Source organism: Deltaproteobacteria bacterium, assembly GCA_020845775.1.
Lineage (GTDB): Bacteria > Bdellovibrionota_C > UBA2361 > SZUA-149 > JADLFC01 > JADLFC01.
Genome location: JADLFC010000163.1, coordinates 1 through 6,977, shown reverse-complemented (window position 1 = coordinate 6,977; position 6,977 = coordinate 1). Strand labels below are relative to the sequence as shown.

Genomic DNA, 6,977 nt, shown 5'->3' with positions numbered 1-6,977 from the left:
GTGACGAGCTTTCGGAAATATTCTGTGGCGGTAACGCGAGGGCTTATCTGGTGGTAGTGTCTGAGGAAGCGTTGGGGCTAGCATTCGTATGGAACTCGCTTGAAAGGCGAATAAAGGGGGCAGAAGGTTGTTCAATTGCGATACTTCGACCTTCTAGTTTAGACATGCGGGAGAAATTGTATTCGCTCGGAATGGAGTATGTGCTTTCAGCTCCGGTGCTCGCCGATGACCTGTTACTCGCCTATTTCGGCGAACTACCGCGCCGCGATCTGATGTCTGCTAGCAAGCTAACCGAGATAGCTAGCATAAATAAGAAGCTTAAAGTTATTATTGCTGATGACGTTCCGACTAACAGGATCATTCTCGAAGATATGTTTGAGGAGCGAGGGGACGAGGTGTTTTCGGTAGGTGACGGAAAAGATATCGTAGAGCTAGTTACGCCAATGCTCACTGGCGAGACAGATGCTGCGAAGTTTGATTTAATAATTACAGATATTACAATGTCTACTATGAACGGCGATGAGGCAGCGCGCTTGGTGCGACAGCTTGAATCAAAGCACCCTAACAACCCACATGTTTGTATGATCGCTATTACCGGCCATGCCTTTAAGGAGGAGCAGGAGCAAATCCGCGGTGCGGGATTTGACGGCGTTTTAGCTAAGCCAATGACGCCAGAGATGCTAGCTAAGGAACTATCTCGACTGTTTTCCAGCTCGTAAAATGCTTGGAATTACAGGCGCTTATGCTGGCGGGGGCGAGAATATGCCGCTTGCAGAAGGCAAGGTAAATTTTCACTCTCTGTAAGCAGAATACTTCAAGCGCTTATTCAGGGCTGTCGATTAGTTAATCAATGTTCTCGGACTTGGAGGCACTGCATGGAACTTTCGCCTAGACATCGCATTTCCATATTACTTCTGCTTGGTGTGTTAACTATCGATCTATCGGTTGCACTGGGCGCCTTTTTTATTAATACCCCGTCACTTCTCTCGGCTAAAGGCCTCCTTGCGTTTATGGGCGCAATTAACGCCTTTGCTCTCGCTTTGCCACTGAGTATTGTTACTCGTGTTCGCTTGCTTAGAGATGACATTGAGAACATAGCTGGCGCCTATGATTCTAGTCGCAGAATTGATGTAGCGAGGCACGGTATACTTTCCTTGCTCGCGCTAAGCATTAATAGTCTGCTTGCCGCAGTGCAAAAGAAGCAGGAATACCTGATCATTGCGCGAGAGTCTGCCGAGGCGTCTGACCGCGCTAAGTCTTCCCTTATCGACCAGCTCCGCAGGAGAGACGTAGAGCTAGTGCGTGCTAAACAGGAAGCCGAATGCGCCAGTAGGGTAAAATCGGACTTTCTTGCTAACACCAGTCATGAAATTAGAACTCCGATTAACAATATTATAGGTTTTGCAGAAATGTTGGTCGAATCGGTTAGTCGACCAGCAGAGAAAAAGCAGGTTGAGTGTATTCTAGTATCTGCAACCTCACTATTGGGACTGATTAACGATATTCTCGATTTAGCGAAGATTGAGGCGAATAAATTGGAGTTATCTCCTGTGGCTACCGATCTTCGTGCTTATCTCCTAAGAGAGCTGGAACCGCTCAAGGGCCAGGCCGAGAAACGAAATATTGGCCTTAGTATTGAAATCGACAATGCCTTGCCAGCCAAGGTGATGGTAGATGCGCTCCGCTTTCGGCAGCCGGTAATAAATCTAATCAGCAATGCCATGAAGTTTACTCCAGCGGGAGGAAATGTGACGTTTAGGCTGGCGGTTGAAGAGCTAACGGCCGATTCGACTCACTTGCATATCTCCGTAAGCGATACCGGTGTTGGCATTTCCGCTGCAGCTCAGTCAAAGATCTTCGAGGCATTTGAGCAGGCAGATACGTCTACGACGCGAAATTACGGGGGGACTGGTCTTGGACTTTCTATAAGCAAGCGCATCATTGCATTAATGGGGGGTACCATTGCGGTTACGAGCAAGGAGGGCGCTGGGTCGACTTTCTTCTTTAGGGTATCTCTACCGATAGCCGAGAATGTGCCAGTAGAGCAAGTAGTCTTAAAGAAGCGCAAATCTATTACCGTAGGCGGCCAAGAGGTGGCGCCCTTTGAGGATCGGGAGCAGCTAAGGATTCTGGTCGTAGATGATAATGAGCCAAGTCGAGAAATTTGTGTTCATCGCCTGTGTAAGTTCGGAATGGAAGTGTCGACCGCCACCAATGGCAGTGAGGCTGTCGAGCTCGCGCAAAATAGTTCTTTTGATCTGATTTTAATGGACTGTCAGATGCCGTATATGGACGGACTTCAGGCAACTGCTTTAATCAGGCAGCATCAGCGCGAATATGGGAGTCACTGTCCAATCGTTGCCCTTACGGCGCACGCTATAACTGGCTATCGGGATATTTGCATCAAAGCGGGCATGGATGATTACTTAACGAAACCGATTGATGAAAGTGAGCTATTTGATTTTCTCGACCGCTTTTTTAGAGAAAGCAAGAAGCAGCCTAAAGGTGAAGTTATTCCGCAGGTAGACACTCCATGAAAACCTTACCGCGCGAGAAAATCGCTGTCTACCAGGGCGACCCATTATGGATGCTGGTCTTGTCGCAGTTAAAAACGAGCGCGCTGGCCCTAGCGCCCCTTATCCGAGAACTTAGCCCGACTGTGCCAGGGACGTTAGAATCTCATCTAGCCCAGCAGCAGTATGAGACCTTTCTTAGTCAGATTGAAGATAGTTACGATCTAACGCAACTCGTGTGCTTAAGCAGTCCAAGGCTGCGGCGTACCAGCCTCGTTCAGGTCGCTGAAGATGTTGGTCAGAACTATGCACGCAGATTTGCCTCGCCGTCCTCGGAGCAGGCGCTAATCTTGGTGGATGAGTCGCTGCCACCGGTAAATACTCAAACCGTTATAGTCATGCGAGTTCTCGACTGTCTGCTGCGAGCGGCAAGTCGCCTCGGTGAAAAGGATAGCAGTTATGTAGTTGTGAAGCGGAGCGCCACGCGACCGCTTGATGAACGTCTATTGGGCGTTACGGTTGAGTGCATTGATTTTAATTTTGGCGTGTCTGCGGACCGGCTGCAGGAAAACCTTAATAGATTTAAGGCGCAGTCTTATGCGCACTGCATCAATGATCTAGGGCTAGAAGTATGCGCAGCGCTGCACCTAGCCTATCAGCTGGGCGCTACCGTCGAGGTTCTTCGAGGTGAAGCGGGAGAAAGTATTTTGGCAATCTCCTTTGAGTTTGAGAGAGCGGATGGGGATATCTCGGATGGCGTTACCCAAGTATCGCCCAGCGGAAAAATCTTCATTTGCAGTGAGTCAATGGTTATGATTAAGAGGATGAAACGGCTTGCTCAGTTTCACCAAGTTAGTATAGTACCGATTTCCTCGATAGGCGAGTTGCCGCCTGGTGCACCGTTGGTCTTAGATGTAAGCTGCGAGGTGTCAAGTCATTGCCTCGATAGAAAGTTATGTATCTTACCAAGGGATACGGTGTTTCTGGTGTCCGGTAGCAAGAACGAGGTGTCTGGATTCCTTGTTCAGCAGGGGTATTCTCGCCTTGTGCCGCTGCCAATAGTGTCGAGTCGGTTGCTTTGTACTATTAGCGAGAGGCATCTCTTACTAGAGCGCCAGGCGGGCAGGGAACTTGAAATGCAACGCCTAAGGGTGTTGGTGGTTGACGATGCTGAGACGTCTCGCATTATCATCCGGGATCACCTGGAGTCCCGAGGGCATTTGGTCGCGGAGGCATGCGACGGGTCAGAGTTTATCGAATTAGTTCATAAGGGCGAGCAGTTCGATTTAGTATTTTGCGATCTAGCGATGTCTCACCTAGATGGGCTGGCAGCAGTTAGAAGTTTACGGGATTATGAGGCGATTACTGGCACCTACTTGCCGGTGGTAATGATGACTGCATATGCAGCGGTTGAGGAGTCTAGCGAATTCCAGGAGAGGGGAGTGAACTATCAGTTGCGTAAACCCATTAGCGGTAATGATGTAGACTTGGTAATTGGCAAACTGTTTCCGAAGTCTCGTGCAGAGCTGGGGTCTGCAAACTATGTTGAGGGCAAATCTAGTTGCCTTATAGCCGTTGATGATCTCAGAAGCCGCTGTGCGGGAAAAACTGGAACGATGATTCGTGTTCTTGAATCCTTTCTCAATGCTTGTCCTACTTTTCGCAGCAAACTCGAATGCCGAGAAATTCGGGGAGATAAGGTTCTTTTGGCAAAAGCACTACATACCATCAAGGGACTGTTTTACGAAATCGCCTTTAGGGAAGGCAGTGAAGCTATAGCAGGAGTGGAGGCGAGATTAAAAGCGCAAAGCACTCTGGGCGATCAGGAGATTTTAGATGTACAGAATTGGCTGGACTGCGCTAAAAATGCAGCGGAAAGCGTGAAGGCGAAGCTCGCTAGTGTCTAACGTGTAAACAGTTCACAGAAAGTGAGTTACACCATTTGCAAAAATCCTTTTTGCAAATGCTATAAACGCTTGAGAGGTAGGTTGTTAATTCGCTACGGAGATTAATTCGACGTTAGCGCGAGGAACGACGACTTCATCTCCGTTTGTCAGTGTGGCTTTTAATACCCTTACCGTCGCCCCTGTAGGAATAGTTTGGGGAGAGGTGGGTAACTCAGTAACTCTTGCAAGTTTTCCAAAGTAAGGTACTCGGATTATGCGAATGTCGCTCCCGATGGCTAATCCTTTAGTTTGGCTGCTCGGAGTTTTAAAATGAGTTCCCAGGAGGGAGGTGTCATGACAATCTTCCGAAGGCACTATGACCTCTGGACGCATGGCTCCAGCGCGGACTTGAGTTGCGCCGTTTATGGAAGCTCGCTTGCCAGCGAGCTTGTGGGCAAGTTCGGAAATGCGCTTTTGTAGTGGCAGGTGCCCAAATCCCTCGGTTATTATTAATGTGAAAGGGACATCCTCATCTCCAGTTATCGAGACGCTAATGTCATGCCCTACGAATTCGCACAACGTGCTAGCATCTAGTGAGCCAGTAATAACCCCAGCAATTTTTCTGGTCGCGGCGCTTTTCAGGGCTTCCTTGGAAAAACAAGCACCGCCAATTAGAATTGCGTCTCTTAACTCATCTCCAACATTGTCTATATCGCTAGCTAGGACTTCTGCACTTTCGCTAACATTTAGGGGATATAAGCTCCCAAGTTTTTCACCACCTACGCCAAAAATGCCCTGTATAAGTGCGCCAGTAGATCTTATCGTTGCAGACTTTGAAGTAGCGACGTCAGTTACAATGCCATCTATATAGGCGTTTACAGTAATAGGCGTAGAGGGGTGGCGAATTCCCAAATGAGCATTTGTAGGGGTAAAAAATTCAACCGTGCCACTCGTCGGGCTTTTTAGCTTAACATCAAAGAGTCCAAAGAATATTTTTGTTGCACAAATTAAATCCCCCGTTTTTACGAGATCTCCATCCCTTATCTTTATTCCCTTGACCGCCTCACTCGGGTCAATATCCATTAAATCAGCTACTCTTATAATATCTAGTTCGCCTGGTAAGTCTGCAGACAAGACCGGAGCAGTCGCGCTAACCTTGTCTCCTACGGTCACCAAAACTTTTCCTGGAAGTGGAAGCTCGCGGATTTTTTCAATCGTCGTGCACTCGGTGACCAACAGTCCTGGAGTATATGCCTGATTCATAGCGGAGCGTCTGTTAAATATAGCAAATAGCTTCTTTTGTTATGAAGAGGTTTCATCAATTACCCACTGACAATATTTAGCCGAAACATTGCCGGTGTTTAAGGCAATGATTTCTGGTGTCTCGTAGGGGTGTAGCTCTACGATGGTATCTTGAAGTGCTTTATAGCGCAAATTAGTAGTCTTGATGACTAGCAGTAACTCGTTACTGCTTTCCACCTTGCCCTGCCAGCGGTAAATAGAGGTTACATTGGGCAGGATGTTAACACAAGCAGCGAGTTTTCTAGAAATAAGCTCATTGCTTAAATTAGTAGCTACCTTGATTGATGGTGCAGTGACGAGAACTACGCAGAGCGACTGCTCTTCCATTGGTGTTATGATAAACTAATTTTCTTTGGTCTAGTGTAAGGCCGGTAGAAAAAAATGGCGAGGAGGAAGCCCTTTTAGGAAACCTCCTCCTCGCATTTGGTAATTTCTAGCTATTTATAAATAGCAAAGCTAATGGCACCGCCAAGCTCGCCAAGCTTTCCACCTTCCTTTTTGCCGCCAGTAATATCGACTTCGCCTTTAGGGTCGCCGTGGCAGGATAGGCAGGACTCGCCGTAGTATTCGGGAATTATATATCGATATGCTTTTTGGCCTTTTAAATCTGCTTCTTCCTTAAAAGGCTCCCCCTTAGCCCAGCTACTAGCTCTAAACTTGCTCTCGATAACGCCTTCTTCCCAGCTATCTGGTCTATTTGCGCGATTGCGAATGTACTCTTTAGGAGCAGTTAGCTTGAGATACATCTTTCCCGCCATGTTTTTGGTAAAGTCATCCGCGACCTGCTTACCGAAAACGGCAGGTAAGAAACCCTTAAAGCCTTTGCCTTGCTCGTTAATTACGTCTTGTGCCTGTTCCATAATAGAGGTTATCGAGGCTACTAATACCTTGTGGGCATCGCCATCGGGATACTCGGCTCCAGTAATTTTCGCGTAGTTAGCCTTAGCGTTTTCAACTACCTTAGCCGGTGTAAGGCCCTTGTCTCCTTTGGTCGCATCATTAATTAAAGTCTGGTTATCTGAGATCACACCGCGCGCAGCCTTCAAAAAATTTGTGAGTTCCTTTGCTGTGTCTTCATCGCTTTGTGCAAACGCACTCGTGGTGCTCAGTAATGCTCCAGGAAATAACAACAAGCAAAGTGCTTTAAGTAATACTTTTTTTCGATTTAATCTCATGTGTGTCCTCCAAATACAAATAAATGTGTCGTAAACAACCTATTTCTAGACTCCAAAAGATGACAATACTCTCTCCATGGCTTCCAGAAACGCCGCCTAAG

6 protein-coding genes are annotated in these 6,977 nt (G+C 47.5%); 3 read left to right on the top strand and 3 right to left on the bottom strand.

Translation table 11 applies throughout. From position 1 onward, the window contains the following. The 3 genes from IT291_10500 to IT291_10490 form a co-directional block, all read left to right on the top strand. On the top strand, window positions 1–719 hold a 719-nt coding region (locus tag IT291_10500), incomplete at its 5' end, for a response regulator (protein ID MCC6221657.1). Window positions 720–875: 156 nt separating this feature from the next. Continuing rightward, complete coding sequence (locus IT291_10495; protein ID MCC6221656.1) at window positions 876–2,537, top strand: response regulator; 1,662 nt, start codon at window positions 876–878, stop codon at window positions 2,535–2,537. Beyond that, on the top strand, window positions 2,534–4,420 hold the full coding sequence (locus IT291_10490) for a response regulator (protein MCC6221655.1): 1,887 nt from the start codon (window positions 2,534–2,536) through the stop codon (window positions 4,418–4,420). The genes IT291_10495 and IT291_10490 overlap by 4 nt, the downstream gene beginning before the upstream one ends. Window positions 4,421–4,504: 84 nt before the next feature. Here IT291_10490 and IT291_10485 read toward each other — a convergent pair whose 3' ends face one another. From IT291_10485 to IT291_10475, 3 genes are all read right to left on the bottom strand, one after another. Further along, a complete protein-coding gene (locus IT291_10485) occupies window positions 4,505–5,662 on the bottom strand; it encodes a hypothetical protein (GenBank protein MCC6221654.1) in 1,158 nt (385 codons plus the stop codon). A gap of 39 nt (window positions 5,663–5,701) precedes the next feature. After that, window positions 5,702–6,028, bottom strand: coding sequence for a divalent-cation tolerance protein CutA (locus IT291_10480; protein ID MCC6221653.1), 327 nt, complete (start codon window positions 6,026–6,028; stop codon window positions 5,702–5,704). 110 nt (window positions 6,029–6,138) lie between these two features. After that, a complete protein-coding gene (locus IT291_10475) occupies window positions 6,139–6,876 on the bottom strand; it encodes a DUF3365 domain-containing protein (protein ID MCC6221652.1) in 738 nt (245 codons plus the stop codon). Window positions 6,877–6,977 lie beyond the last annotated feature (101 nt).

Coding starts and splice junctions, on each gene's coding strand:
- IT291_10495 (MCC6221656.1), top strand. CDS start 876: ATGGAACTTTCGCCTAGACATCGCATTTCCATATTACTTCTGCTTGGT.
- IT291_10490 (MCC6221655.1), top strand. CDS start 2,534: ATGAAAACCTTACCGCGCGAGAAAATCGCTGTCTACCAGGGCGACCCA.
- IT291_10485 (MCC6221654.1), bottom strand. CDS start 5,662: ATGAATCAGGCATATACTCCAGGACTGTTGGTCACCGAGTGCACGACG.
- IT291_10480 (MCC6221653.1), bottom strand. CDS start 6,028: ATGGAAGAGCAGTCGCTCTGCGTAGTTCTCGTCACTGCACCATCAATC.
- IT291_10475 (MCC6221652.1), bottom strand. CDS start 6,876: ATGAGATTAAATCGAAAAAAAGTATTACTTAAAGCACTTTGCTTGTTG.